The organism is Nocardia sputorum (genome assembly GCF_027924405.1).
Taxonomy (GTDB): domain Bacteria; phylum Actinomycetota; class Actinomycetes; order Mycobacteriales; family Mycobacteriaceae; genus Nocardia; species Nocardia sputorum.
In genome coordinates this window covers 4793075-4817655 of the sequence record NZ_AP026978.1, presented here as the reverse complement: position 1 = coordinate 4817655, position 24581 = coordinate 4793075, and the positions used below count along the sequence as shown (strand labels likewise).

The following is a 24581-nucleotide window of genomic DNA, read 5'->3' as shown; positions in this document are numbered from 1 at the left end:
TGTGGCCGAGTTGATCAGGGGAGGTCGGAGAGGTTTTCCAACCAGCGGCGGCGGTAGCCGAGAAGTATCGCGAGGTGCGCCAGGCCGCCGAGTGCGTGGCTGGTGGCGCGTCAGGTGGATCCGGCCGACCGGCGGGCAGGGGTGGTGACGCACCGCGCGCGGGCCGGGCGCGCGTCAGTCCGCGGGCGTGAGCGATCGCCGCCAGGTCTGACCGACCAGGTCGTGTCCCCAGCTGTGATGCGGGCTCTGGTCGACGAGTTCGAACCCCGCCCGCTGATACACGCGCCGCGCGGCGGTGAGCACGTCGTTGGTCCACAACACGATCTCCCGATATCCCGCGGCGGTGGCGAAACGCAAGCATTCGTCCACCAGCGCCGAGCCGACGCCCAAGCCGCGGGCGGTGGGTTCGACCAGCAGCAGGCGCAGCCGCGCGGTGGTGTCGTCCTCGCGGACGCAGAAGACACTGCCCACCGGACGGCCGTCGGACTCCGCGATCCAGGCACGCTCGCGCTGCTCGTCGCGGGAAGCCAGGTAGTCGGCCACGATGCGCACGATCAGCTCCTCGTAGGTCCCGTCCCAGCCGTATTCGTTCGCGTAGAGCTCCGCGTGGCGCTGGATCACCCAGCCGTAGTCGCCGGAGCGCGGCGCGCGCAGCGTGCACGAAGGCGAATCGGCGGGCTGGTCCAGGATCTGCTGGATGGTGCGCATGGCGGTGATCAGGCGGGCACGGGCCGCCGGGTGCCGCGCGTCGAGCAACGCGCCCACTTCGTCGCTGGAGCGCCGATCGAGCGTCGCGAAGACTTCCCGGCCCTGATCGGTCAGCCGGACTTCCTGGCGCCGGCCGTCGCTGCCGGAGCGGTTGCGCCGCACCAGGCCGGCCTGTTCGAAGCGGGCCAGGATGCGGCTGAGATAGCCGGCGTCGAGGTCGAGGGCATGCCGCAGCGCGACCACTTCGGTCGTGTCGGATGCGGCCAGCTCGAACAGGATCCGTGCTTCGGTGAGCGAGTACCGGCTGTCGTGCAGTCCTTCGCCCAGTACGCCGATCACCCGGGTGTAGTGGCGGTTGAATTCGCGGACGGCGGCGATGTCGGCGGGTGCGGCAGCGGTCACGTCGGCTCCAATCTTTGACTTCGTCAAAGAATATTCCGCGTCGCCGCTGCCGAGTGGGGAAACGGTGGAACTTCGCCCACCCTTGCGGACCCGCCCAGCTCGGGTGCTAACTTGAACGGCGTTCAAGCCGCCCCGGACGGCCGGGGCCGTGACGCGAGGATTCCTGTGGCACTGACCCCCGACCAGATCACCGCACTCGACGCCGAGCACGTCTGGCATCCCTACGGCGGCTTCCCCGCGACGACCGAACCGCTGGTGGTGGCCGCCGCCGCGGGAACCAGGCTGACCCTGGCCGACGGGCGCGAGCTGGTCGACGGCATGAGTTCCTGGTGGGCCGCGATCCACGGCTACCGGCATCCGGCGCTCGACGCCGCGCTGCTCGACCAGGCGCGGCGGATGAGTCACGTGATGTTCGGCGGGCTCACCCACGAGCCGGCGGCCCGGCTGGCCGAGCTGCTGGTCGAAGCGACGCCGGCCGGGCTGGACAAGGTGTTCCTGTGCGACTCCGGCTCGGTGTCGGTCGAGGTCGCGGTGAAGATGTGCCTGCAGTACTGGCGTTCGCTGGGCAAACCGGAAAAGCGTCGCCTGCTCACCTGGCGCGGCGGGTATCACGGCGACACGTTCACTCCCATGAGCGTGTGCGATCCGGAAGGCGGCATGCACTCGCTATGGACCGACATCCTGGCCGACCAGGTGTTCGCGCCGGTGCCGCCGCGCGACTACCGGCCGGAGTATGTGGCGGAACTCGATCGCCTGATCGCCGCGCACGCGGGTGAACTCGCGGCGGTCATCGTGGAGCCGGTGGTGCAGGGCGCGGGCGGGATGCGTTGGCATCACCCCGATTACCTCACCGACCTGCGCAGGCTGTGCGACGAACACGGCGTGCTGCTGGTCTTCGACGAGATCGCGACCGGATTCGGCCGCACCGGAACTCTTTTCGCGGCCGACCAGGCGGGGGTCAGCCCGGACGTGATGTGCGTCGGCAAAGCGCTGACCGGTGGTTACCTCACCCTCGCCGCCGCGCTGTGCACCACGCGGATCGCCGAGACGATCAGCGCGGCGCACGGCGGGCTCATGCACGGGCCCACCTTCATGGGCAACCCGCTGGCCTGCGCGGTGGCCGTCGCGTCGATCGAGCTGCTGCGCTCGCGCGACTGGCGCGGCGAGGTGACCCGGATCGAAACGGAGCTGACGGCGGGCCTGGCTCCGGCGCGCGACCTGCCCGGCGTGGCCGACGCGCGGGTGCTCGGCGCGATCGGGGTGATCGAGCTGGAGCGCCCGGTCGACATGCGCGCCGCGACCGATGCCGCGGTGGCGGCCGGGGTGTGGCTGCGCCCGTTCCGCAACCTGGTGTACGCCATGCCGCCGTTCATCAGCACCTCCGCCGACATCGCCACGATCACCGCCGGGATGCGCGCCGCGGTGGCCGCGCAGGACGGTCGGTGACCGGTCAGGCGATCCACGGCGGGACGATCGTGCCGTCGCCGTCGGGAGTTCCGGCCCGGGCGCCCGCCGGTGCGGTGACGATGGCGGTGAAGCCCTCCGCGGTGCGCACCTGCCGTAGCGCGTTCGGCGGAAGGATCACCGTATCGCCCTCGGCCGCTGTCAGTTCCGTGCCGTCGATGGCGACGTCGATCCGCCCCGCGAGGACGGTCCAGATCTGCTCGGCGTCGATGAAGTGCAGCGGTCCCGCGGTGTCCGCGGGAACCTCGACCCGCCACAGCGCGAGCTGCGAGCCGCCCTGGGTGGGGGAGGCGAGCGTGGTCATGACGCCGCTCGGGGTCTCGGTGCGGCGGGTGTCGGAGTGTCGGATGACGGTCATCGGGCTACCACCTCTAAGATAGACAATAAGGTTGTCCATATAGTCAACGAGGTTGTCCATCATGTCAAGTGACGCGGGTGGCTACGAGTTGCCGCTGCGCATGCTGCTCGGTTTCCGCACCGTGATCGACGAGGTGCACGCCGACCTGGCCGAGCACGGGCACGGCGCGTTGCGGCCGATGCACGGTTTCGTCTTCCAGGCGGTCGGCCGCGCGGGCGGGCCCTACGGGTGTACGGCCGCGGACCTCGGGCGCGCGCTCGGCGTCTCGAAACAGGCCGCGGGCAAGCACATCGAGGCGCTGGAGCGGCTGGGCTACCTGCGTCGCGGACACGATCCGACCGACGCGCGGCGCAAGGTCTACACGCTGACCGAACGGGCGGAGGACGTGCTGACGCGCTCGGCGCGCACCTTCGACCGGATCCGCGATCGCTGGGCCGAGCGGCTCGGCGCGGACCGGCTGGCCGCGTTGGAACGCGATCTGCGCGAGCTGACGCCCGGCGAACTGTTCCGGCTCGACACGCCGAATTGGTTCACCGGTCCGTGAGCCGCCCGTGCGCGCCGGGCGGATTCCCCGCGATCTCGGGACGATCGCTGTCCGACAAGATCTCCCAGACCCGGAAGATGCAGTGGTAATCGTCCGACCAGCCGCGCACCATCAGCAGATAGGTGTCGCCGTCGCGCAGGACGACGCGGCGGCCGCGCAGTTTGGGATGCTCCGGCGTGTAGGTGGGCAGTACCCCGGCCAGCTTCGCCAGTGCCTGCGCGCGCGTGCCGACCACTTCCGTGAGGATCCGGGGTGACCAGCGCTTGTGCTCGCCCGAGCCCGTTGTTTCCTCGACGACTATCGCCCACCGCGGCATCCGGCCGTGTTCCTCCCCGGTGAAACTTCGTCACCGCGGGCCGGTGACCATCACCAACGACTGCCCCACGGTACCAGCGGGCGTCCTGAACGGTGTTCAAGTATGCTGCTCAGCTGTGACTACCGATCCGCTGAGCTGGCTGGACGAACGCGCGGCCGCGCGCGCGGCCGCGGGACTGCGCCGGGAGCTGCGCCCGCGCGCCGCGCGGGCGACATCGATCGACCTCGCCTCGAACGATTACCTCGGCCTGGTCCACCATCCCGACGTGATCGAGGGCGCGATCGAGTCGGTGCGCCGCTGGGGCGCGGGGGCGACCGGGTCGCGCCTGGTCACCGGGACCACCACCGAGCACGAACTGCTGGAAACCGAGCTGGCCGAATTCGTCGGCGCCGAAGCCGGACTCGTGTTCGCCTCCGGGTACGCGGCCAACCTGGGCGCGGTCACCGCGCTCGCCGGGCGCGGCTCGCTGGTGGTCTCCGACGCGGGCAGCCACGCGTCGCTGGTGGACGCGTGCCGGCTCTCCCGCGCCCGGGTGGAGATCGCGCCGCACCGTGACGTCGCGGCGGTGGACCGGCTGTTGTCGGAGCGAACCGAGGACCGTGCGCTGGTGCTCACCGATTCGGTGTTCAGCGCCGACGGCGACCTCGCCCCGCTGGCCGAACTGCATCGGGTGACCAGGGCCAACGCGGCGGTGCTGGTGGTGGACGAGGCGCACGGCCTGGGCGTGCGCGGCGCAGGCGGGCGCGGGTTGGTGCACGAGTCGGGCCTGGCCGGCGCGCCGGACCTGGTGATCACCGCGACCCTGTCGAAATCCCTTGCCGCGCAAGGCGGTGTGGTGCTGGCGAGTGCGCGGGTGCGCGCCCACCTCGTCGACGCCGCGCGCACGTTCATCTTCGACACCGGGCTCGCGCCCGCCGCCGTCGGCGCCGCACGGGCCGCCCTGCGCGTGCTGCGCGCCGAACCGGAGCTGGCCGGGCGGGTACTGGCTCGCGCCGCGGACATCGCGCGGATCGCCGGTGTGCCCACGCCCCCCTCGGCGGTGGTGCCGGTCGTGCTCGGCCCGGCGCAGGTCGCCTTCGACGCCGCCCAGGCGTGCCGGGCGCGCGGGCTGGCCGTGGGCTGCTTCCGTCCGCCGACGGTTCCGGAGGGCACGTCGCGACTGCGGCTGACCGCGCGGGCGAATCTCACCGCTGCCGAACTCGACGCCATCGCGACGGTGCTCGGTGACGTACTGGCCGAGGCGCGCGAGGCGGTGCCCGCGTGACCGTCCTGCTGATCACCGGAACCTCCACCGACGTCGGCAAGACCGTCGTCACCGCGGCGGTCGCCGCCATGGCGCGGGCCAACGGTCGTTCGGTGGCGGTGTGCAAGCCGGGCCAGACCGGTGTCGCGGCCGGCGAACCCGGTGACCTCGCGGAGATCCAGCGGCTGTCCGGCGTCACCCGGACGGTCGAACTCGCCCGCTACCCGGACCCGCTGGCGCCCGACACCGCAGCCCGCCGCGCCGGGCTGCCGGAACTGACCCTCGCCGACACCGCCGCCGCCGTCGACGCCCTGTCCGACGCGGACCTCGTCCTGGTCGAGGGCGCGGGCGGATTGCTGGTGCGCCTCGGTGATTTCACCTTGCTCGACCTCGCGCAGAAACTCGGCGCGCCCGTCCTGCTGGTCACTGCGGCCGGGCTGGGCACGCTCAACCACACCGAACTGACCACCCGCGCACTGCACTCGGCGGGCGTGCGATGCGCGGGCCTGGTGATCGGCTCCTGGCCCGCCGAACCGGACCTGGCCGCCGAGTGCAACCGCACCGATCTGTCCCGCGTCACCGGCGTCGATCTGGTGGGCTCGGTGCCGGAGGGAGCGGGCGGCTGGCAGCGTGCGCGTTTCACCGCCGCCGCCCCGGGCTGGTTCGATCCCGCTTGGTCACCGTTCCGCTGACGAGTCGCCCGCGGGCGAAACCTCGGATCAGCTGGCCGAGTCGCTCGGAAGTTCGGGTGCGTGGTCGTGTCCGGGGTTGCGGGCGGAGGGGCTGGTCGGGTTGTTCGGAAGTTCGGGTGCGCGGTCGTGCCCGGGGACGGGGCGGAGGAGCTGGCCGAGTTCATCGGAAGTGCTGACGCCGCTGCCATGTTCGGGCGTCACGGCGAAGACGGCGCGGACCGGGTCCTCCGCCGAGCCGGATCACTGGCCCTCGCCCCGCTCGGCGCAAAGCGCTGCGTGAGTATGTCGGTGCCGCTGCCTAGAGTGAGACGCATGACCGCGACATGGATCCGGTGGCACGTGCGCGCGCCCCGCGCGACTGTCTACCGCCTGCTGTTGGACGCGGAATCGGTGCGGCACTGGGTGGGGCCCGAGGGAATGACCAGCCGCGTGCACGAATTCGATCCCACCGAAGGCGGCGTGTTCCGCATCACGTTCACCGCCGACGAGCCCACCGGTACCGGCGACACCACCACGAACGGCGACACCTACCACGGTCGTTTCGCCCGGCTGATCCCGGACGAGCAGGTGGTGGGGGTCATTCAGGTCGAGACCGACGATCCAGCGGCGACCGGCAAGCAAACCATCACCTATGTCCTCGGCGACGCCGGGGGCGGCACCGATATCGTGGCGATGCACGAAGGTCTTCCGGATGCCATCACCCCCGAGGACAACGAACTCGGCTGGCGGATCTCGCTCGGCAAACTCGCGGCGATCGCCGAGGCAGCACGCTGAGCGGTAGCGGGTTCGTGGCGACCGTCCACTCCCGTGCCTACAGTGGGATGGATGTCGCCGATGGACGCCCGGCACCCGTCCACCGTCTCCGACTGGGACGACGCGCGACGCCGAGCTCGGCTGCGGGACACGAGCCTGGGGCACGGGTGGAAGACGTTGCGCCGTACCAAGGTGACGCTGCTCAGGGTGGCCGCACTGCTGCTGACCGGACTCGTGGTATTCGCGCAGTACTGGAAGTACGACGTCGCGCCGGAACAGGTGCGACTGGCGCGCACCGAGCCGGCCATCCTGCCCGTCGCCCCGCCGGTGGACCCGCAGAACTGGGACACCGTCGTGGTGGACCTGGTCGGGCTCGGCGGGCTCGACGCCAGTGACACCGCCGCCGCGCTGCCCGCTCTGCGCAGAATGGGCATGGTGTGGGCGATCCGCTACGACAACGAGGGCCTCGACACCAAGGTGATCGCCGACCTCGTGGTGCGCGCCGCCGAACTGTCCGGCCTGCGCAACGTCGTGCTCGTCGGCCACAGCATGGGCGGTGTGATCGCGCTGGAGGTCGCCGAACACATTCACCGCGACAGCGATCGCAGACTGGTCGGGGTGGTGCTGGACTGCACGCCGGTGGACCTGAACGCCGTCCGGCCGGAGAGCCGCGGGCGCGGTGAGGACATGCTGCGCTGGATGGGCTGGCTGCCCGGAGCCCGCGAAAGCCGGGCGCTGCGGCTGGCCGTGGAGACCTATGCCCGTCGCGACCGTTTCCTCGACCGCGGCGACAGTGTCCCCGGTATCCGCTTCGGCAAGCTGGGCGAGGTGCTGACGGAAGTGCTGCGGGAGAAGATCGTCTCGCGCGACGCCGCGAGCAACGGTCTGATCGAATCGCAGTTCACCGCCATCGTGGCCGGTGGCGCGACCGACGACCTGCGCACCCTGGCCCAGCCCGTCGCGGACAAGCCGCGGCCCGCCATCGTCTTCATCCGGCCGCGCGACGCGAGCGCCGACCGCGTGGTCGACGTCGAGTACTCCCACCGGGTGCTGATCGAGCAGTCCGGCGGAGTGGACGGCACGCTGCTGGTGGTGCTGGCGCGAAACACCGGGCACGCCAATCCGATGCAGCGCCCGCGGGAGTACAACACGGTGATCGAGCAGCAGATCCTGCCGTTCGTGCAGCGCTATCAGCAGCAGGTCCGGTCGACGACGGTGGCCGCGCCGCCCCGCTGAGAGGGTTCGAACCAGGCTGAGACAAACCGTTCTCGCGCCGGTTTCGTCTTGTTTCAATTCGGCTATGTTCCGACCAAGTACGTTCCGGTCCGGCCTCCGCGGCCGCGCGACCGCCGCATTGCTCGCCGTGGCGACCGTCGCGACTCTCGGACTCACCGGCTGCGCGAAGGACGACAAGCCGGTCGGTCCCACCGCCGACGGACCGCTGCCCACCGAGGTTCCCGCCGGAACCACCCTGGTGGTCGCCGACCAATCCGAGCGCCTGCAGTCCGTGCTGCGCCTCTCCGGTGAGCTCGACAAGCTGCCGTTCAAGGTGGAGTTCGCCAATTTCATCGGCGGTCCGGCCATCCTGGAGGCGTTCCGCGCGGGCGCCGCCGATGTCGCGCAGGTCGGTGACGTCCCGCCGATCCACGCCTTGGTAGCCGGGCAGGACGTGCCGATCATCGCGTCCTATCAGACCAGCACCACCGCCTTGAAACTCGCGGTCGCGCCGGGCAAGTCGGTGCCGAAACTGGCGGATCTGAAGGGCAAGAAGATCGCCTACGCCGAAGGCACCGCCCAGCAGGCCGCCGTGCTGCGCGCCATCGACAAGGCCGGTCTCACCACCTCCGACGTGCAATTGATCCGGCTGCAGCTGGCCGAATTCCCCGATGCCGTGCGCACCGGGCAGGTCGACGTCGCACCGCTGATCGAACCGAACGTCACCCGGTTCCTGCGCACCCCCGGCGCCTCGCTGGTGCCCGACTCCGAGACCGCGGGCATCTACGGCGGGCTCGCCTACCTCTACGCCCGCCGCGCCGTCGTGCGGGACCCGGCGAAGGCGGCCGCCGCGCGCGCGTTGGTCGGCGCGTTCGTCCGGGCCTACCAGTGGGCCAACACCCACCCCGAGGACTGGGCGCGCCGGTACTACGTGGAGAACCAGAAGGTGAGCGCCGACGACGCCAAGCGCATCGTGGAGTCGCTGGGTGTCTACGTCTTCCCACATCTGGACCAGCAGCTCGTCGACCGGCAGCAGGCCACCATCGATGCCATCGCCAAGGCGGGCGAACTGCCCAGGAAGGTGCAGGCGTCGACCGGTTTCGACCTGCGCTTCGACGCCGCGGTCACGCAGGCGGTCACCGAGAGCGGCGCCTCGTTCGAACCGAAGGCACGCTGATGGCGACCCTCGACGCCGGCGTGCTGCGCCGCATCGGGCGCGGCCGCACCGAAGCCCGGCCCGCACTGGCGAAACGCAAACCGGCCCGGCCGCGCCTTGGACCCGGCCGCCCGATTCCGTTCGGCATCGCGCTGGGACCCGCGTTGCTGATCGCGGCGTGGGTGCTCGGTTCCGCCACGGGCACACTGGATCCGGAAACCCTGCCCGCCCCGTGGACGGTCGCCGAGACCGCCGGTGACCTGCTCGCCGACGGCCGTCTGCAGAGCAATCTGCTGACCTCCGTGCAGCGCGCGGCGATCGGGCTCGCTCTCGGTGTCGCGATCGGCCTGGTGCTGGCGTTGCTGGCCGGGCTGAGCCGGATCGGCGAAGCCTTGGTGGACGGCCCGATCCAGATCAAGCGCGCCATTCCCACGCTCGCGCTGATCCCGCTGTTCATCGTGTGGTTCGGCATCGGCGAGGAGATGAAGCTGGTGGTCATCACCACCAGCGTGGCGATCCCGATCTACCTGAACACGCACGCGCACCTGCGCAGCGTCGACGCCAGGTACGTGGAACTCGCCCAGACGGTGGGGCTGTCGCGGCGGGGGTTCATCCGCCGGATCGCGCTGCCGGGATCGCTGCCCGGCTTCTTCACCGGCCTGCGGCTGGCCGTCACCATCTCGTGGCTGGCGCTGGTCGTGGTGGAACAGGTCAACGCCACCAGCGGCATCGGCTATCTGATGACCCAGGCCCGCACCTACGGCCAGATCGACATCATCGTGGTCGGCCTGGTGATCTACGGCCTGCTCGGCCTGTTCGGCGACATCCTGGTGCGCGCGGCGGAAAGGAAGGCGCTGTCATGGCGGCAGACACTCGGGGACTGAACGTCGTCCGCGCCCGGCGGCTGCGCCGTGGCTTCGGCGACCGCGTCGTGCTGCGCGACCTCGACATCGACATCGCCGGTGGTGAGTTCGTCGCCCTGCTCGGCCGCAGCGGGTCCGGCAAGAGCACGCTGCTGCGGGCGCTGGCCGAATTGGACTACGACGTGCCGGGATCCGGCGAGCTGAGCGTGCCCACCGAGCGCTCCGTGGTGTTCCAGGACTCCCGGTTGCTGCCCTGGGCGCGTGTGCTCGACAACGTCACCCTCGGGCTCGGCGGCTCGGACGCGGCCGGTCGCGGTCGCGCGGCGCTGGCCGAGGTCGGGCTCGCGGGACGGGAGAAAGCCTGGCCCAAGGAGCTTTCCGGTGGCGAGCAACAGCGCGTCGCGCTGGCCCGCTCGCTGGTCCGCGAACCGGAACTGCTGCTGGCGGACGAGCCGTTCGGCGCGCTGGACGCGCTGACCCGGATCAAGATGCACGCGCTGTTGCAGGATCTGTGCGCCAAGCACCGGCCCGCCGTCCTGCTGGTCACCCACGATGTGGACGAGGCGGTGCTGCTCGCCGACCGCGTCCTGGTGCTCGACGACGGGCGCATCGCGGTGGACCAGCGCATCGACCTGGAACGTCCGCGCCGCCACGGCGACCCCGCGTTCCTGCGGCACCGCTCCCTGCTGCTGGCCAGCCTGGGTGTCGACGTCGCGGACACGCCCACCGACGAGAAGAAAGCCTCATGACCGCATCGCGCCAACTCAGCCTCAACGCCTTCATCTACCCCTCCGGCCACCACGAGGCCGCCTGGCGGCATCCGTGGAGCAGCCCCGAGCGGATCTACGACGTCGCGTACTACCAGGAGATCGGCCGCACCGCCGAAGCGGCGAAGCTGGACGCGGTGTTCTTCGCCGACGGTCCGGCCCTGCGCACCGAGGTCAAGCACAACGCGGCCTCCGGCCTGGAGCCGATCACCCTGCTCACCGCGATCGCCACGGCGACCACGCGTCTCGGTCTCATCGCCACCGCGTCGACGACCTACTACGAGCCCTACAACCTGGCCAGGCTGTTCTCCACGCTGGACCACATCTCCGGCGGCCGCGCGGGCTGGAACATCGTCACCACCGGCACCGACCTCGCGGCGGCGAACTTCGGCCTGGCCAAGCATCCCGAGCACGCCGAGCGATACGCGCGGGCGAGGGAATTCGTCGACGCCGTGCTCGCGCTGTGGGACAGCTGGGAAGACGACGCCATCGTGCTGGACCGGGCCGCGGGCGTGTACGCCGACCCGGAGAAGATCCACCGGATCGACTTCGAGGGCGAACACCTGCGCGTGCGAGGGCCGTTCAACGCGCCGCGCACGCCGCAGGGTCACCCGGTGCTGGTGCAGGCGGGCTCGTCGAACGACGGCCGGGCGTTCGCGGGCAAGTACGCCGAGGCGATCTTCACCGCGCATCAGCGGCTCAGCGACGCGCAGGCGTTCTACGCCGACATCAAGGCGCGGGCGCGCGGCTTCGGGCGCGACCCCGAGCACGTCAAGATCCTGCCCGGCATCAGCCCGTTCATCGCCGACACCGAGGCGGCGGCCAAGAAGCTGGAGCGGGAGTTCAACGAGCTCACCGTGCCGGAGTACGGCTTGACCCAGCTCGAGGGCATCGCCGGGATCAGCCTGCGGCATCTGCCGCTGGACGAGCCCATCCCGGTCGAATTGTTCGCCGACGCGGGCGATGTCACCGACAACGGGCAGAGCCGGTTGCAGGTCGTGGCGGGCATCGTGCAGCGCGAGCGGCCGACCGTGCGCGGTCTGCTGCACCGCCTCGCCGGTGCGCGCGGTCACCGGGTGTTCGCCGGAACGCCCGAGCAGGTCGCCGACACCATCGAGGAATGGTTCCGCAACGGCGCCGCCGACGGATTCAACGTCATGCCGCCGTACTACCCGGGCGGCCTGGAGGTCTTCGCGGAGACCGTCGTGCCGATCCTGCAGGAGCGCGGCCTGTTCCGCACCGAGTACACCGGCACCACCCTGCGCGACCACTTCGGCCTGCCCCGCCCCGACAGCCGCTTCGCCCGGCAGCCCGCGCTGACCCGGTGAGCGGCGCCGACGGCAGCGACTGTCCCGCTGCCCCGCGCCTGCTGGATGCAGACGGTGCGCGGACCGGCGGCGACCAGCGAGTCGCGCTCCGGTGTGGCGCGTGGTCGGCACGAGACAGCCTCGCCTCGGCCGGTGACCGCGGACGGGAACCGACCAGCCGGAGCCCAGCGCGGCGACGCTCCCGGCACACCCCGTCGGTGATGCGATGAGCGAGCGTTCTGTTGCGGTCGGCGAAGTCGCGGGGGTGCGGCTGCGGTCGCTGGTCTGGACCGTGTTCGTGCCGATGGTGGTGTACGGCATCGGGTCCGGCGCGGCGGCCCCGATGTACGCGCTGCGCGCGCTGGATCTGGGGGCTTCGGCCGGTCTGGCCGGAGTCGTCGTCGCGCTGTCCGGGCTGGGCATGGTGCTCACCGATCTGCCCGCCGGACGGGTGGTCGCCACGATCGGGGAGCGCGGCGCGCTGGCGGTGGGTTCGGTGCTCGGCGCGATCGGCGTGCTCGCGGCGATCGTCGCGCCGAACGTCGGCGTGCTCGCGCTGGGCATGCTGCTCAACGGCGCGGCGAGCGCGGTGTGGGGCCTGGCTCGCCAGTCCTATCTCGTAACCGTGGTCCCCGCGCACGACCTCGGGCGCGCGATGTCGACGCTGGCCGGTTCGATGCGGCTGGGCTTCTTCTGTGGACCGTTTCTCGGTGCGGCCGTGGTGCATTCGGTCGGTCCCCACGGCGCGCTGTGGTTGCAACTGGTCACCACGGTGGTGTCCGGCGCGGCCATGGCGGCGATCCGATCACCCGAAGCATCGGGTGGGCCGGGCGCGGGGCATGCGTTGACAGCGATCGTGGTCGAGCACCGCAGGACCCTCGGCACGCTCGGCCTGGCCGCGTTGCTGGTCGGCGCGGCACGGGCGGCGCGGCTGGCGCTGCTGCCGTTGTGGGCGGCGCACCTCGGGGTGAGCGCGTCGACCACCAGCCTGGTGTTCGGCGTCGCGGGCGCGATGGACGTGCTGATGTCGTATCCGGCGGGGGTGTGGCTGGATCGCTACGGCAGACGCGCCACCGGCGTGCCGTCGATGCTCCTGTTCGCCGCCGGTTTCGGCGTGCTGCCGTGGACCTCCTCGGTGCTCGGTCTCGGTTGCGCCGCCCTACTGCTCGGGCTCGCCAACGGCATGAGCAACGGGCTGATCATGACGGTGGGCGCCGACGTCGCGCCCGACGGGCAGCGCGCGGAGTTCCTCGGCGCCTGGCGGCTCACCCACGACATCGGCATGTTCGCCGGGCCGGTGGCGGTCGGCGCGATCAGCGCCGTGACCGTGCTCGGCGGAGCGGCCATCGCGCTCGCGCTCACCGCCGCGGCGGGCGCCTACGCGATGCATCGATGGTTTCCGGGCGTGGTCGCGCCACCGGCGCGGCAGCCGTCCGCCGAGACCGGGTAGACGGCTTTCGCATCCGTTCCGCGGGATGGAAATTGCCACTGGTGGCCGGTGTCGCTCGGGCACGATCACCGGCGTCCGTCGGTAGGGTGCTGCGGCATGTCCACATCCTTCCTCCGGCGATCCGGTCTCCTCGCCGCCTCGATAGGCATGTGCGTCGCGGTCACGCTCGGGGTGGCGCCGGCGACAGCGGAAAGCCCGAAGGCCGGGCAGCTGAGCGCGTTCGAGCTGCTCGACACCGCGTGGTCGTTCCCCGCGGCCGCGGTGTCCTTCGGGATCGGCTACACCACGACCGATCAGCACGGCGCGCCCGCGCAGGCGTCCGGCGCGCTCTATCTGCCCGCGGGATTGCCGCCGCTGGGCGGCTGGCCATTGGTGGTGTGGGCCCACGGAACGGCGGGCATCGGCGATGCCTGCGCACCCTCGCGCCGGCCACAGTCCGAGCGGAACAAAACCTATTTCGATCAGATACTGAACCACGGATACGCGGTGCTGGCTCCCGACTATCAGGGGCTCGGCACCGGCGGGCAGTTCAGCTACTACAACGCGAACGTCGAGGGCATGTCGATAGTGGACGCGGTCGCGGCGCTGCGCGCGACTCCGATCCCGCTGTCGCACAGGTGGGTTGTCATCGGCCAGTCGGAAGGTGCGCACGCCGCGATGAGCGCTGCGGCCCTGTATGCCGAGAAAGGCGGTTCCGCGCCGGGATTGAGCGGGGTGATAGCCACCGGTCTGCGGACCGACCCGAGCACGAGCCTGCCGGAGATGTTCCGGCCGACTTCGACCGGCTCGAAGAATCAGATCGCCTATGCGGCGTACTTCCTGGCCTCGCTGGAGGAGTGGAAACCCGGCAGTGTCATCCCGTACCTCTCCGATTTCGGCAGGGAATTCGTGCAGAAGGCCGCCGACGAATGCCTTTCGGATCTGGTCATGCGCGCCGAGGGGCGCCGACCTGCGGCCCTGTTCGCCGACCCCGACCGGCCGACGCCGACATTCGCCGACGACATCACCGCCTTGGCGGGGTACCCGGAAGACCGGTTCATCAGTGATCTCATGATCGGCTACGGCACCGCCGACATCGACGTCCTTCCCACCGGCACCGACGATTACGGGAAGCGCCTGCAGGAGCTGAATACCGGAATACGGGTGACGGTCGAAGAATACGCGGGCAAGGATCACAGCGGCGCGTTCCTGGCTTCGCTTCCGGATGCGTTGGCCTTCCTGAACACGCATCTGCGCTGACACCGAGCGCGCACCCGCGAGGCGGAGGCGATCGATCCTGTCGGCAGCCCCTCGCTACACCGAATACGGAACCGCCGTGGCGACGCGCACCGCGTCAGCGGACGCGGGTGCCCAGCAGGTGCCGCACACCCGCGACGAACAATTGCAGGCCGAAGTCGAAACGGGCGGTGGCGTCGGTGGTTTCCTCCATCGGCGACGCGCCCTCGGGCAGGGCGCCCACCGAGTCCATCTGCATCCTCGACTGTTCGTCCACGGTCTCGCCGAGGACGTAGTAGAGCAGCGTGAACGCCGCGAGTTCGGCCTCTTCGCGCGGCATGCCCGCCCGGATCGCGGCGCTCACCAGACGTTCCCGTCCCTTGCTCGTGGTGAGCCGGGAAGCGTATGTCGCCGAGACCAACTCGGCGCCGTCGCGGTATGCCAGCAGGCAGTCGCGCAGCCGGTGGGCCAACTCGGTGATCTGCCCCGACCATTCCCCGGCCTCGATCGGGTCCTCCATCGGCGCGAGGATCTTGTCCGCGACCGCGCCCAGCAGCGCCTGCTTGTTGGGGAAGTGCCAGTACAACGCGCCCGGCTGGACCTGGAGGGAACCGGCCAGTCTGCGCATGGTCAGGTCGGCCAGGCCGTATCGGTCCAGAATCGCGATGGCGCCGTCGACCACGTCCGCCCGGTGCAGTTGCACTCGATGCCCTTCCCGTCGTGCTTTGACTCACTCCTACCGCTACCCTAGCCTGAACACCGTTCAAGTTGTACGGCCACCTCGGCCGGACGAAGGGATTCGTTGCAGTGACCCAGGCACCTGTAGACACCGGCATTCTGTCGATCGCCCGCGAGCAGGTGCTCGAGCGCGGGGAAGGGCTGAACCAGGAGCAGACCCTCGAGGTGCTGCGCTTGGGCGACGACCGGCTGGAGGAACTGCTCGCCCTCGCCCACGAGGTGCGCATGAAGTGGTGCGGCCCCGAGGTCGAGGTCGAGGGCATCATCAGCCTCAAGACCGGCGGCTGCCCGGAGGACTGCCACTTCTGCTCGCAGTCGGGCCTGTTCCAGTCCCCGGTGCGCGCCGCGTGGCTGGACATCCCGAGCCTGGTCGAGGCCGCCAAGCAGACCGCGAAGACCGGCGCCACCGAATTCTGCATCGTGGCCGCGGTGCGCGGTCCCGACGAGCGCCTGATGGCGCAGGTGGCCGCGGGCGTCGAGGCGATCCGCAACGAGGTCGACATCCAGGTGGCCTGCTCGCTCGGCATGCTCACCCAGGAGCAGGTCGACCAGCTGGCCGCCATGGGCGTGCACCGCTACAACCACAACCTGGAGACCTCGCGCTCCTACTTCCCGAACGTGGTCACCACGCACACCTGGGAGGAGCGCTGGGACACCCTGCGCATGGTTCGCGAAGCGGGCATGGAGGTGTGCTGCGGCGGCATCCTGGGCATGGGCGAGACGCTGGAGCAGCGCGCGGAGTTCGCCGCGAACCTGGCCGAACTCGAGCCCGACGAGGTGCCGCTGAACTTCCTCAACCCGCGACCGGGCACCCCGTTCGGCGACCTGGAGGTGCTGCCCGCGTCCGACGCGTTGCGGGCCGTCGCCGCGTTCCGGCTCGCGCTGCCGCGCACCATGCTGCGCTTCGCGGGCGGCCGCGAGATCACCTTGGGCGATCTGGGCGCCAAGCAGGGCATTCTGGGCGGCATCAACGCCGTCATCGTCGGCAATTACCTGACCACCCTCGGTCGCCCGGCCGAACAGGACCTGGACTTGCTCGGCGAGCTGAAGATGCCGATCAAGGCGCTCAACGAAACGCTCTGACCGGCTCGGTTGCGAGGATGAGGCAGGCGAGCATGGGTACTGTCATGACTATGGACGAGCGCTACAACCCGTTCACCGGCAAGCGAATCGTGCCGGGCCTCGACGACGCCATCCCGGCAGCCGCCGCGCTGGGCCTGGAGCCGCCGCGTTTCTGCGAACAGTGCGGTCGCCGCATGATCGTGCAGGTGAGCCCGGACGGCTGGTGGGCCAAGTGCTCCCGGCACGGCGTCATCGACTCGGCCGCATCGGAACGCCGCTAGTGGCGTCGGTGCGGGGCGAGGTGCGCGCGGCGGCGGTGGTCGCCGTCGCCGTGGTGGTGGTGAGCGCGCTCGCCGGTGTCGCATGGGGCTTCTGGTCGCCGACCGAGCGGCTGCTCGTGGTGGAGCCGGGCCGCGGGGTCGCCTTGACCGGGGAGAGCGCGCATCAATTCGACGCGCTGGCGATTTTCGTGCTGGCGGGAGCGGTGCTCGGGCTGCTCTGCGCGCTCGCCGTGTGGCGGTGGCGCTCGGCACGCGGGCCGCTGCTGCAGATCGGCCTGTTGATCGGCTCCGGCGTAGGCGCATGGGTGATGGCCACCGTGGGGGAGCAGATCGCCGCCTGGTCGCATCCGCGTCCGAGCGACCCGCCGGTCGGCCAGATCGTCACGTTGCCGATCGAACTGGGTAGTGCGCTCGCGCTGATCGTGCAGCCGCTGATCGCGTCGTTCGTGATGCTGTTCCTCGCCGCGCTCAGCACGTCGGAGGATCTCGGCAGCGGCCGTCGCACCGCCCGGGACGAGGAGGGGTACGACACCCCCGCCGCGGTCCCCTACGGTGCGGCTGCGAGTGGGGGCGAGCTGCCCTATCGTGGCTACGAGCCTGCCTCGGAGGAGTACTCGGTTCCCGAATACCGACCGCGGTACTGACGCGTCGTCCGGCGGGCAGCCGCGTCGGCGGAGGGTTTTTCGTCCCGCCGTCGGTGTGGAACGAAGCGTGCGCGGAAGGAACAGGACGTGACGTTTGTCGGCGGCGGGCCGATCGTCGAAGAGCTCGACGCCAAGTTCTGGCGGGTGACCGAACCGCTCGTCTATCGCGGCGCGAGTGCGGAATTCGTGGTTCCTGCCGGTTTCCGCACCGATTTCGCCTCGGTGCCGCGCGCGCTGGTCTGGCTGATCCCGCGGTACGGCAGTTACACCCGCGCCGCGATCCTGCACGACTATCTGCTCAGTTCGAACGCGGTGAGCGTGGCCGACGCCGACGGCATCTTCCGCCGGAGCCTGCACGAACTCGGGGTGTCGCTGCCGCGCCGCTGGATGATGTGGGCGGCCGTGCGCGCGGCCCACCGGTTGCGTGGCGCGAGCGCGGGCGATGCCGCCCGGTTCGTCGTCGTCGCTGTTCCCTCGGTGTTCTTCCTCGCCGTTCCCGTGACCGTGGTGACGGTGTTCCTCCTGCTGTTCTGGCTGGTCGAACTGGCCTTCTGGGCCGCATCGCGGGTGACGCAGCGGACCGAGGCCCCGCCACCCGACCCGCAGATGAAAACCGCCTGATCGGTTACGACGTCGCGCCGGAACACGCAAAAGCCCCGCACCCGGAAAGGTGCGGGGCTCCTACCTGGCTACGTCGATCAGATCGCGCGAACGTCCTGGGCCTGCGGGCCCTTCTGTCCTTGGCCGATCTCGAACTCCACGCGCTGTCCTTCTTCGAGGGACTTGAATCCCGAGCCGGACACGGCGGAGTAATGAACGAAGACGTCGGCGCCGCCACCGTCTTGCGCGATGAAGCCGAAGCCCTTTTCGCTGTTAAACCACTTCACACTGCCTTGAGCCATTGCTTACTTCATTCTTTTCTGTAGATGAGCCGAGCGGATCACATCGAAAGCCCGGTCTCAACAGTCGACACTGCCACGAACCGACGCTTCGCGACACCGTGCGCCTCGGTTTGTGAGCTAACCGACACAAGCGGTCCTCGCCTATTCCACGGCGTGACACGCCGGATCCGGGCGTGGGGCGGCCGGCTCGCTCGGTCCAGCGGCATCTGGCCCGGTCGGCTGCCGTGATGCTGGGCTGCGGGTGCGCGGACCTCCCCGGGGATGTGAGCGAGGCCCTCCGCGTGGCCGTCGTATCCGGTCCGCAGGGGTGCACCGCTCGCCCGCGGCGAAAACAAGTGGAAGGGGACCGGTAGCGGGGATAGCGTGGGCGACCGGATGCAGCCGCGAGCGTGTCGAAGGAGGCGGAGCGATGAATCGAGTACATCAAACGGTGCCGCAGACGCCTCCTGTCGCCGCGGAGCGCGCGGATCTAGCGGCTTGGCGGCGGCGAGATGCCTTGCGCCGCAGCAACGCCGCGCGCCCGGTACGGAGCAAGCGGCAGTATCGACGCAAGGACAAGCACCGGAAAGTGGCCACCGCCTACTGACCCGAAGCCCCTTCGCGCAAGTGCTCGCGGGTGGGCCGCGCACGGAGCAGCCGTGCGAGTGTGAACAGTGCTTCGCGCAGAGGGCGCCGTTGATCAGGATGCCCCGGGCGGGCGCAGGGCGGCGAATTCGTCTGTGACGCGCAGGCCGGAGTCGCTGAAGCGGTAGACCGCGGCGGGGCGGCCGCCCGCCCGGCCGGGTGCGGCGGTGGCGCCGGTGGGCGTGATGACTTTGCGGCGGGAGAGAACCCGCTGGAGGTTCGTCGGGTCCACGTCGTAACCGAGTGCGGCGCAGTAGATTTCGCGCAAGGTGGACATCGTGAACCGGTCCGGCGCGAGGGCGAAGGCGATGTTGGTGTAGGACAGTTTCGCGGCCAGGCGGGTGCGGGCGTGGTCGACCACCGTGCGGTGGTCGAAGGACATGTCCGGCAATGCCGAGACCGGGTGCCACGCGGTGTCCGAGGGCAGCTGGGGGTCGGCGGTCAGCGGAACGAGGCCGAGGTAAGCCGAGGCGATGCGGCGCGGGCTCGGCACCCGGTCGGGTGCGCTGAACACCGAGAGCTGCTCCAGATGGCTCAGCTCACGCACGTCGACCTTCTCGGCGAGCTGTCGGCGCGCGGAGGTGTCGAGGTCCTCGTCGTCGCGCAGGCGGCCGCCGGGCAGCGACCAGGTGCCCTTCTGCGGGTCGAGCGCCCGTTCCCACAGCAGCACCGCGAGTTCGGTCCGCTGATCGGGCGGACAGCGTCGCAGCATGCCCTCCGCGCGGTCCACGGAGCTGCGACCTGCGGCGATGTCCCGGGGGAAGCGACGAACCTGGAACACCGCGGTGAGCGATTCGTGGATGGTGCTACTATGGGCCACGTTTTCGATTATAAGTCGAAAACCTGGTTTGGTGCGAATCGGCGGTGTAGCCGACCGCACGAGGAAGGGAGCCATCCATGGCGACGACGGGTGCGAAACTGGCGCCTCCGCTGATGGGGCAGGTGTTCGACGGACCCTCCGGGTTCGCGGGTGTCGAGGCTGGGCCGGAGTGGGCGCAGGAAGTCAAGCGACTGGCCAGGGAGCGCAACGCGACGATCCTGGCGCACAACTACCAGCTGCCGGAGATCCAGGACGTGGCCGACCACGTCGGCGACTCGCTGGCGCTGTCGCGGATCGCGGCCGAGGCGCCCGAGGACACGATCGTGTTCTGCGGCGTGCACTTCATGGCCGAGACCGCGAAGATTCTCAGCCCCGCCAAGACCGTGCTCATCCCGGATCAGCGCGCGGGATGTTCGCTCGCGGATTCGATCACGGCCGACGAGCTGCGCGCCTGGAAGGCCGAGCACCCGAACGCGGTGGTCGTGTCCTACGTGAACACCACGGCCGAGGTGAAGGCCCTCACCGACATCTGCTGCACCTCGTCCAACGCGGTGGACGTGGTCGCCTCGATCGACCCGGACCGCGAGGTGCTGTTCCTTCCCGACCAGTTCCTCGGCGCACACGTCAAGCGGGTCACCGGTCGCGCGAACATGCACATCTGGGCGGGCGAGTGCCACGTGCACGCGGGCATCAACGGCGACGAGCTGACCGAGCAGGCGCGCACCCATCCGGACGCGGAGCTGTTCGTGCACCCCGAATGCGGCTGCGCCACCTCGGCGCTGTACCTGGCGGGCGAGGGCGCGTTCCCGGCCGAGCGGGTGCACATCCTGTCCACCGGAGGCATGATCGACGCGGCCAAGGCGGCGAAGTCGAATCAGGTGCTGGTGGCGACCGAGGTCGGCATGCTGCATCAGCTGCGCAAGGCCGCCCCTGGCATCGACTTCCAGGCCGTGAACGACCGGGCCTCGTGCAAGTACATGAAGATGATCACCCCGGCGGCGCTGCTGCGCTGCTTGGTCGAGGGCCGCGACGAGGTGCACGTCGATCCGGAAACCGCTGCGCTGGGGCGTAACTCGGTGCAGCGGATGATCGCGATCGGCAATCCCGGCGGCGGTGAATGAGTCCGACCGCTGCCCTGGCGGCGGGTCGCTCTCCGGTGGAACGCGCTGATCGCGGCGCCCGCACCGGAGAGTGTTCGCGGATCGGAAGACGGAGAGGCGCGGGCCGATGACAACCCGGGTTTCGATCGACTGGGAGGCCGAGGCCGATCTGGTCGTGATCGGCGGCGGCGTCGCGGGACTGACCGCGGCGCGCACCGCGTCACTGCGTGGCCTGCGGGTGCTCACGCTCAGCAAAGGCGGGCCGACGGACACGTCCACCCAGTACGCCCAGGGCGGCATCGCCGTCGTGGCGCCGCACGGCGACTCGGTCGAATCGCACGTGCACGACACGGTGGAGGCGGGCGCCGGACTGTGCGACGTGGACGCGGTGCGCTCCATCGTCGAGGGCGGGCAGGCCGCCGTCGCCGCACTCACCGATCTGGGCGCGGTGTTCGACCTCGGCCGCGACGGCCAGATCTCGCGGACCCGCGAAGGCGGGCACAGCACCCGACGCATCATCCACGCCGGGGGCGACGCCACGGGTGCGGAGGTGCAGCGGGCGCTGAACGAGGCCGGGCTGCCGGTGCTGTTCGGCGCGGCGGTCGCCGACGTCGTCACCGGGCCGAACGGCGTGCGCGGCGTCGTAGCGGTGTCGGAGCGGGGGTTCGGCGTCGTACACGCGCCCGCCGTGCTGCTGGCCACCGGCGGCCTCGGACAGCTGTACGCACTGAGCACCAATCCGCCGGGCGCCACCGCGGACGGCGTCGCCCTCGGGCTCTGGGCTGGTGCGACCGTCGCCGATCTCGAGTTCGTGCAGTTCCACCCGACCGTGCTGTACACCCCGGGTGGCCTGGGGCGCAGGCCGCTGATCAGCGAAGCGGTGCGCGGCGAAGGGGCGAGCCTGGTCGACACCGACGGCGACCCGGTGACCGCGGGCGTGCATCCGCGCGGCGACCTCGCTCCCCGCGACGTCGTCTCCCGTGCCATCGCCGCGCGCATGCGAGCGCTCGGCGCCGAGCACGTCTACCTGGACGCGCGCTCGATCGACGGGTTCCCGCAACGGTTTCCGACGATCACCGCCTCCTGCCTGGCGGCCGGCATCGATCCGCGCACGGACCTCATCCCGGTCGCGCCTGCCGCGCACTACCAGTGCGGGGGAGTGGTCACCGACACCCACGGCCGCACCGGAGTGCCCGGTCTGTACGCGGCGGGTGAAGTCGCGCGGACCGGTCTGCACGGGGCGAACCGGCTGGCGTCCAACAGTTTGCTGGAGGGTCTGGTGGTCGGCGAGCGCGCCGGAGCCGCCGCGGCCGAACGGCTCGGCGAGCGCGCCGGGGTGCACGAGATCCCCGCGCGCTCCGCCGAATACGCCGACCGTGCCGTGGTGCAGCGCCTGATGACCACGCACGCCTCGGTGGTCCGCGACCGTGCGGGGCTCGCCGAAGCGCTCAAGCGGCTCGACGACGTGGTCACCCGCCGCGACACGCGTACCGCCGCCGCAGATCCGATCGCCGGGATCGAGGACGCCGCGCTCACGCTCACGGCCCGCGCCCTGCTGCTCGCCGCGCTCGCCCGCACCGAGAGCCGCGGCTGCCACACCCGGTCGGATCACCCGGACGCCGTGCCCGAACTCCGGCACGCCCTCCCGATCCGGCTGAACGGCGACGGCGTGCCCGAGTACGCACCCATTCCCTGATCACAGCCGCCGAGCGGGTACCCGGTGGGACCGCCGTCCGCTCGGCGAGGAAGGACACTTCGATGGCTCTGGATGCCGCCTTGGATCGCGACGAGGTGCTGCGCGTCATTCGCGCCGCGCTGGACGAGGATCTCCGCTATGGACCGGACGTCACGACGGCGGCCACCGTACCCGCTGACGCGGTGATCAAGGCGTCGGTGGTGTCGCGGGAACCGGGGACCGTTGCCGGGCTCGACGCCGGGTTGCTGGTGCTCGACGAGGTGATCGGCGCGGACGCCTACGAGGTCACCGATCGGGTCGCCGACGGCACTCGGGTGTCGCCGGGACAATCCGTGCTCACCTTGATCGCTCCGACGCGCGGACTGCTCACCGCGGAGCGCACCATGCTCAATCTCGTGTGCCACCTGTCGGGCATCGCCACGGCGACCGCCGCCTGGGTGGACGCCGTCGCGGGCACCCACTGCCGGATCCGGGACAGCCGCAAGACGCTGCCCGGGCTGCGCGCGTTGCAGAAGTACGCCGTGCGCGTGGGCGGCGGGGTCAATCACCGGATGGGCCTCGGTGACGCCGCGCTGATCAAGGACAACCACGTGGTCGCCGCCGGATCGGTGGTCGAAGCGCTGCGCGCGGTCCGCGCCGCCGCCCCGGACATCGCCTGCGAGGTGGAGGTCGACAGCCTCGAACAGCTCGACGCCGTTCTCGCCGAGAACGTGGAACTGGTGCTGCTGGACAACTTCCCGCTCTGGCAGACCCAGGCGGCGGTGCAGCGCCGCAACGCCGCGTCCCCGCAGACGAAACTGGAGTCCTCCGGGGGCCTGAGCCTGGATGTCGCCGCCGACTACGCCCGCACCGGCGTCGACTACCTCGCCGTCGGCGCCCTCACCCACTCGGTCCGGGTGCTCGACCTCGGGCTGGACATGTAGACGCGGACCGCCGCCTCGTATTCCGGCTGTACTCGCAGCGAGTCGGTCGGCGATCCGCACGTGCGCGAACCGACAAGGCACGCAGCACAGTTCGGTCGCGGTGAATCCGCGAACCCGCCGGTCCGGCGGGTGCCGTCCCGCGGCTCAGGCGGTGAGCTCGCGTTCCAGCGGCGTCCGGAAACGGGGAATGGCGCGCACCTCGCCGAACCATTCGGCGACGCGCTGCGCTTGCGCGGCGATCAGCGCTTCGGCGTCCGCTCCCACGTCCTCGAGGAGGCGGTAGACGATCTCGCCGTCTCTGCGCTGCGCCCAGCCGCCGACGATCCGCCCGTCCCACCAGACGGTGGGGCCCACGTTGCCGTTGCGGTCGAACAAGCGCGGCGCGTGCGGGCCGAGGTACCACTCCCGCGCCTGCCAGCCCATCGGGGTGGGATCGAGGGCGGGCAGCAACGCCGCCCAGGGTTCCGGTGCGGGAACCGGGTCCAGGTCGTCGGCCGGCAGCACGCCGGGCACGCCGTCCAGGTCGACCTCGACCAGATCCAGGGCGCCGAGTGCCGCGCGCACCTCGCCGAGCGTCCACCCGGTCCACCACTTGAGATCGGACACCGGCGCGGGTCCGAAGGCGCGCAACCAGCGGCGGACGAGTTCGACCCGCGCCTCGGCGGCGGGCCGCGCGGCGACGCCGTCGGGCAACCACGACTCGATCGGCGCCCAGGTGTACTGACTGCTGGTCCAGCCGCCGTTCGGCCTGCCGCGCACGATGCGGCCCTCGCAGCCGAGGGTCACCAGCACCCAGGTGGTGATGTTGGTCGGCTTCGAATACGCCTTGTCCGGCGCGGTGTTCACCTGGGTGCGCAACCGGGGGACGTCCTTGCTCAGCTGGGCGCCGGTCGCCGCGCCGCGGTCGAGCAACGCCTTGTGCGTCTCGGTCTCGACTTCGGCCCACCAGCGGCGCACGTCGCCGTCCCCGATGCCCGCCTGTTCCAGGTACTTGCCGTAGGTGCGCCGCTGCTTGTGCGCCAGCGCGTCCGCGCACGACGCCTGGAGAATCGGCACCGACTCCACCGGCACGACGAACATGGTGCGGCGCATGGCCAGCATCCGCAGCAGTGAACGGTCCTCGTAGAGCGCCTGTTCGACATCCGCGGGCGTCAGTCCCACGGCGCGGGCGGCGACGGACAGGAAGACGGTCGCCGGATCGGTCGCGTGCAGGGCCACCAGCGAGCGGGCGATGTCCGCGACCTGCCCGGCTCGCTCCGGAGTGGCCAGCCGGTGCCGCACCGCCAGCCGCGCGCGCCGCTGCGCGGCATCAATCGAACGCATAGGCGAATCGTAGCG

The 24581-nt window shown here is 70.8% G+C and carries 27 protein-coding genes; 20 read left to right on the top strand and 7 right to left on the bottom strand.

The window, feature by feature from the left end:
• Positions 1-174 precede the first annotated feature (174 nt).
• On the bottom strand, positions 175-1110 hold the full coding sequence (locus QMG86_RS21760) for a bifunctional helix-turn-helix transcriptional regulator/GNAT family N-acetyltransferase (protein WP_281874526.1): 936 nt from the start codon (positions 1108-1110) through the stop codon (positions 175-177).
• Between the two features lie 165 nt (positions 1111-1275).
• Here QMG86_RS21760 and QMG86_RS21755 point away from each other — a divergent pair, with 165 nt between their 5' ends.
• Entirely contained in the window at positions 1276-2556 is a 1281-nt protein-coding gene (locus QMG86_RS21755) for an adenosylmethionine--8-amino-7-oxononanoate transaminase (RefSeq protein WP_281874525.1), read from the top strand.
• Between the two features lie 4 nt (positions 2557-2560).
• On the opposite strand, the gene QMG86_RS21750 is transcribed toward QMG86_RS21755, so the two are convergent.
• A complete protein-coding gene (locus tag QMG86_RS21750) occupies positions 2561-2932 on the bottom strand; it encodes a cupin domain-containing protein (RefSeq protein ID WP_281874524.1) in 372 nt (123 codons plus the stop codon).
• Between the two features lie 61 nt (positions 2933-2993).
• On the opposite strand from QMG86_RS21750, the gene QMG86_RS21745 reads away from it, so the two are divergent.
• Positions 2994-3476: a MarR family winged helix-turn-helix transcriptional regulator gene (locus QMG86_RS21745; RefSeq protein WP_281874523.1), complete on the top strand. Its 483-nt coding sequence runs from the start codon at positions 2994-2996 to the stop codon at positions 3474-3476.
• Here the strand turns inward: QMG86_RS21745 and QMG86_RS21740 are convergent.
• A complete protein-coding gene (locus tag QMG86_RS21740) occupies positions 3463-3792 on the bottom strand; it encodes a hypothetical protein (RefSeq protein ID WP_281874522.1) in 330 nt (109 codons plus the stop codon). The genes QMG86_RS21745 and QMG86_RS21740 overlap by 14 nt on opposite strands.
• 115 nt (positions 3793-3907) lie before the next feature.
• Here QMG86_RS21740 and QMG86_RS21735 point away from each other — a divergent pair, with 115 nt between their 5' ends.
• From QMG86_RS21735 to QMG86_RS21690, 10 genes are all read left to right on the top strand, one after another.
• Positions 3908-5056 carry an 8-amino-7-oxononanoate synthase gene (locus tag QMG86_RS21735; RefSeq protein WP_281874521.1) on the top strand — a complete coding sequence of 383 codons (1149 nt, stop codon included), beginning with the start codon at positions 3908-3910 and terminating at the stop codon, positions 5054-5056.
• Positions 5053-5727, top strand: coding sequence for a dethiobiotin synthase (bioD, locus tag QMG86_RS21730; protein WP_281874520.1), 675 nt, complete (start codon positions 5053-5055; stop codon positions 5725-5727). The genes QMG86_RS21735 and bioD overlap by 4 nt, the downstream gene beginning before the upstream one ends.
• Before the next feature lie 312 nt (positions 5728-6039).
• On the top strand, positions 6040-6501 hold the full coding sequence (locus tag QMG86_RS21725) for an SRPBCC domain-containing protein (RefSeq protein ID WP_281874519.1): 462 nt from the start codon (positions 6040-6042) through the stop codon (positions 6499-6501).
• Between the two features lie 51 nt (positions 6502-6552).
• Entirely contained in the window at positions 6553-7716 is a 1164-nt protein-coding gene (locus QMG86_RS21720; protein WP_281874518.1) for an alpha/beta fold hydrolase, read from the top strand.
• A gap of 64 nt (positions 7717-7780) precedes the next feature.
• Positions 7781-8872 (top strand): ABC transporter substrate-binding protein, encoded by a 1092-nt coding sequence (locus QMG86_RS21715; protein ID WP_281874517.1) that lies wholly within the window; start codon positions 7781-7783, stop codon positions 8870-8872.
• Positions 8872-9735: an ABC transporter permease gene (locus QMG86_RS21710; RefSeq protein WP_281874516.1), complete on the top strand. Its 864-nt coding sequence runs from the start codon at positions 8872-8874 to the stop codon at positions 9733-9735. The genes QMG86_RS21715 and QMG86_RS21710 overlap by 1 nt, the downstream gene beginning before the upstream one ends.
• The gene (locus tag QMG86_RS21705) at positions 9711-10463 is read left to right on the top strand and encodes an ABC transporter ATP-binding protein (protein ID WP_281874514.1); all 753 of its coding nucleotides are present in this window, start codon (positions 9711-9713) and stop codon (positions 10461-10463) included. Before QMG86_RS21710 ends, QMG86_RS21705 begins: the two co-directional genes overlap by 25 nt.
• On the top strand, positions 10460-11809 hold the full coding sequence (locus tag QMG86_RS21700; protein WP_281874512.1) for an LLM class flavin-dependent oxidoreductase: 1350 nt from the start codon (positions 10460-10462) through the stop codon (positions 11807-11809). The genes QMG86_RS21705 and QMG86_RS21700 overlap by 4 nt, the downstream gene beginning before the upstream one ends.
• 205 nt (positions 11810-12014) lie before the next feature.
• On the top strand, positions 12015-13238 hold the full coding sequence (locus tag QMG86_RS21695; protein ID WP_281874510.1) for an MFS transporter: 1224 nt from the start codon (positions 12015-12017) through the stop codon (positions 13236-13238).
• A 96-nt stretch (positions 13239-13334) separates the two neighbouring features.
• Positions 13335-14477, top strand: coding sequence for an alpha/beta hydrolase family protein (locus QMG86_RS21690; protein ID WP_281874508.1), 1143 nt, complete (start codon positions 13335-13337; stop codon positions 14475-14477).
• 94 nt (positions 14478-14571) lie between these two features.
• On the opposite strand, the gene QMG86_RS21685 is transcribed toward QMG86_RS21690, so the two are convergent.
• Positions 14572-15156, bottom strand: coding sequence for a TetR/AcrR family transcriptional regulator C-terminal domain-containing protein (locus QMG86_RS21685; RefSeq protein ID WP_281874506.1), 585 nt, complete (start codon positions 15154-15156; stop codon positions 14572-14574).
• A 104-nt stretch (positions 15157-15260) separates the two neighbouring features.
• On the opposite strand from QMG86_RS21685, the gene bioB reads away from it, so the two are divergent.
• The 4 genes from bioB to QMG86_RS21665 all read left to right on the top strand — a co-directional run bounded on the left by bioB (position 15261) and on the right by QMG86_RS21665 (position 17799).
• Positions 15261-16274, top strand: a complete 1014-nt coding sequence (bioB, locus tag QMG86_RS21680; protein ID WP_195087734.1) for a biotin synthase BioB — start codon at positions 15261-15263, stop codon at positions 16272-16274.
• Between the two features lie 32 nt (positions 16275-16306).
• Entirely contained in the window at positions 16307-16534 is a 228-nt protein-coding gene (gene bsaP, locus QMG86_RS21675) for a biotin synthase auxiliary protein BsaP (protein ID WP_281874504.1), read from the top strand.
• Positions 16534-17178, top strand: a complete 645-nt coding sequence (locus QMG86_RS21670; RefSeq protein ID WP_281874502.1) for a DUF2567 domain-containing protein — start codon at positions 16534-16536, stop codon at positions 17176-17178. Before bsaP ends, QMG86_RS21670 begins: the two co-directional genes overlap by 1 nt.
• An 87-nt stretch (positions 17179-17265) precedes the next feature.
• A complete protein-coding gene (locus QMG86_RS21665) occupies positions 17266-17799 on the top strand; it encodes a DUF1353 domain-containing protein (protein WP_281874501.1) in 534 nt (177 codons plus the stop codon).
• Positions 17800-17876: 77 nt separating this feature from the next.
• On the opposite strand, the gene QMG86_RS21660 is transcribed toward QMG86_RS21665, so the two are convergent.
• On the bottom strand, positions 17877-18080 hold the full coding sequence (locus tag QMG86_RS21660) for a cold-shock protein (protein ID WP_040741190.1): 204 nt from the start codon (positions 18078-18080) through the stop codon (positions 17877-17879).
• A gap of 409 nt (positions 18081-18489) precedes the next feature.
• Between QMG86_RS21660 and QMG86_RS21655 the strand changes: the two genes are divergently transcribed.
• Positions 18490-18666: a hypothetical protein gene (locus tag QMG86_RS21655; RefSeq protein ID WP_281874500.1), complete on the top strand. Its 177-nt coding sequence runs from the start codon at positions 18490-18492 to the stop codon at positions 18664-18666.
• Between the two features lie 93 nt (positions 18667-18759).
• Here QMG86_RS21655 and QMG86_RS21650 read toward each other — a convergent pair whose 3' ends face one another.
• On the bottom strand, positions 18760-19524 hold the full coding sequence (locus tag QMG86_RS21650) for an NUDIX hydrolase (protein ID WP_281874499.1): 765 nt from the start codon (positions 19522-19524) through the stop codon (positions 18760-18762).
• Positions 19525-19601: 77 nt separating this feature from the next.
• Between QMG86_RS21650 and nadA the strand changes: the two genes are divergently transcribed.
• The 3 genes from nadA to nadC all read left to right on the top strand — a co-directional run bounded on the left by nadA (position 19602) and on the right by nadC (position 23243).
• A complete protein-coding gene (gene nadA, locus QMG86_RS21645) occupies positions 19602-20645 on the top strand; it encodes a quinolinate synthase NadA (RefSeq protein ID WP_039797226.1) in 1044 nt (347 codons plus the stop codon).
• A 106-nt stretch (positions 20646-20751) separates the two neighbouring features.
• Positions 20752-22320 carry an L-aspartate oxidase gene (locus QMG86_RS21640; RefSeq protein ID WP_281874498.1) on the top strand — a complete coding sequence of 523 codons (1569 nt, stop codon included), beginning with the start codon at positions 20752-20754 and terminating at the stop codon, positions 22318-22320.
• A 62-nt stretch (positions 22321-22382) separates the two neighbouring features.
• Positions 22383-23243: a carboxylating nicotinate-nucleotide diphosphorylase gene (gene nadC, locus QMG86_RS21635; RefSeq protein ID WP_281874497.1), complete on the top strand. Its 861-nt coding sequence runs from the start codon at positions 22383-22385 to the stop codon at positions 23241-23243.
• A gap of 144 nt (positions 23244-23387) precedes the next feature.
• On the opposite strand, the gene QMG86_RS21630 is transcribed toward nadC, so the two are convergent.
• Complete coding sequence (locus QMG86_RS21630) at positions 23388-24566, bottom strand: winged helix DNA-binding domain-containing protein (protein WP_281874496.1); 1179 nt, start codon at positions 24564-24566, stop codon at positions 23388-23390.
• Positions 24567-24581: the final 15 nt, after the last annotated feature.